This window comes from Clostridium ragsdalei P11 (assembly GCF_001675165.1).
GTDB lineage: Bacteria > Bacillota > Clostridia > Clostridiales > Clostridiaceae > Clostridium_B > Clostridium_B ragsdalei.
The window spans coordinates 1-1549 of the sequence record NZ_LROS01000054.1; the positions used below are offsets into that span (position 1 = coordinate 1).

Here is a 1549-nt window from a genome sequence, read left to right on the forward strand (position 1 = left end):
AGAGACTAACTATATGAAGTCAATACAATTTTAAAGGTTTTTTCATTTTTTAGCCTCTTAAAAAAGTGCATAACAAATAGAGCAACTAAGTTGCCAATTTTAAAAATAATGATTACATTTGTGGAACAAAAGCTGTATTGGTTTTTAAAAGATAAAATATTACACGCACTAATTTTTTAGCAACATGACTCATAGCAACATAATAGTGCTTACCTTCAGATCGTTTCTTTGATAAATATGCAAAAAAGGTTGCGTCTCTCATTGAAACAGTTCTGGCAGCTGTAAGTACAGCCCAACGTAGATAAGTAGATCCACGTTTGACCATTGGGGTATGCGAAGCATTATATTTGCCAGATTGGTAAGTTGAAGGATCTAATCCTGCGAAAGCTAAGAGCTTACAAGGACTTGTGAACCTTTCTATATCCCCAATTTCAGACAATATTATTGCTGCTAGAGTATATGAAATTCCAGGAATACTAATCAGTGGTGAATTGATTTCAATAAGAATTTCTTTTATTTGAAGTTCTAAAGCATCAATTTCAATTTGAACTGATTGTATTAACCTAATAGTTTGTTGAAGTTCAAAACTTAAAGCCCTCGAACTAGTGCCAATAGAATCCACTGCAGATTTCTTTATAGAAATTGCTTTATCTTTACTATACTTGCCTTTGGAAGCTGTACTTAGTATGTTTGTAAGCTTAGTCAAGTGGCAAGCAGCTATCTCATCTGCATTTGGCAATATAGATAAAAGAGCATAGGAAGAACTTTGATGGATTGACCAAAATAGCTTAGGTAACTCTGGAAATATAATGTCTATCAATCTATTGACAGATATTTTCAATTTAGCTCGATATCCTATTAAACGATATCTGTGCCTAGTTAGTGACTTTAGCTCTTGAATCTGGTATGATACAGGAGAATAGGATTTTGTATCATCAGAAAAAAGCATTTTAGCAATAACTAATGCATCCGTTTTATCAGTCTTAGTTTTTCTAAGAGTCTGAGCTTTACGGAAAAGATTTGTAGCTAAAGGGTTGAGAATGGAGAGCCTGAAGCCTTTAGCATACAAAAAATTTTGAAGATTAGTGCTATAATGACCTGTTGATTCAAGTCCTATTTTTACGTTAGAAATATCCTTATCAGGCAGAATAGAAAGTATGGAAGAGTAAAGGAACTCAAAGCCTTGACGAGAATTGGATATACGTAAAGAATCATTAAGAATAGCACCATCAGAATTTATGATACAGCAGTCATGCTTATTTTTAGCTACATCAATGCCAATGTAAATCATAAAAACAACTCCTTTAAGTTTTAGTCCGCTATGCTCCACAAATCCTATGCTAAATGTATCCTTGCTCTATATAAAACGTCATGCGTTATCTAACTAATTAACAAATAAGCATAAGACAGTGGTTAGATCCTCAATTAAAATAGTCTAGCTATAGGTGCGAAAACTAATCCACAGCGTCTTATGATAATTATAGTAAAAAATCTTTAAGAAAGGAAAAGTATAATGAATTTTTTACTACATGTTCATTATACAAGGTGC

The 1549-nt window shown here is 32.7% G+C and carries 1 protein-coding gene; it reads right to left on the minus strand.

Annotation, left to right across the window (positions count from 1 at the left end; genetic code table 11):
• Positions 1–112 precede the first annotated feature (112 nt).
• On the minus strand, positions 113–1291 hold the full coding sequence (locus CLRAG_RS16180) for an IS110 family RNA-guided transposase (RefSeq protein WP_065079341.1): 1179 nt from the start codon (positions 1289–1291) through the stop codon (positions 113–115).
• Positions 1292–1549: the final 258 nt, after the last annotated feature.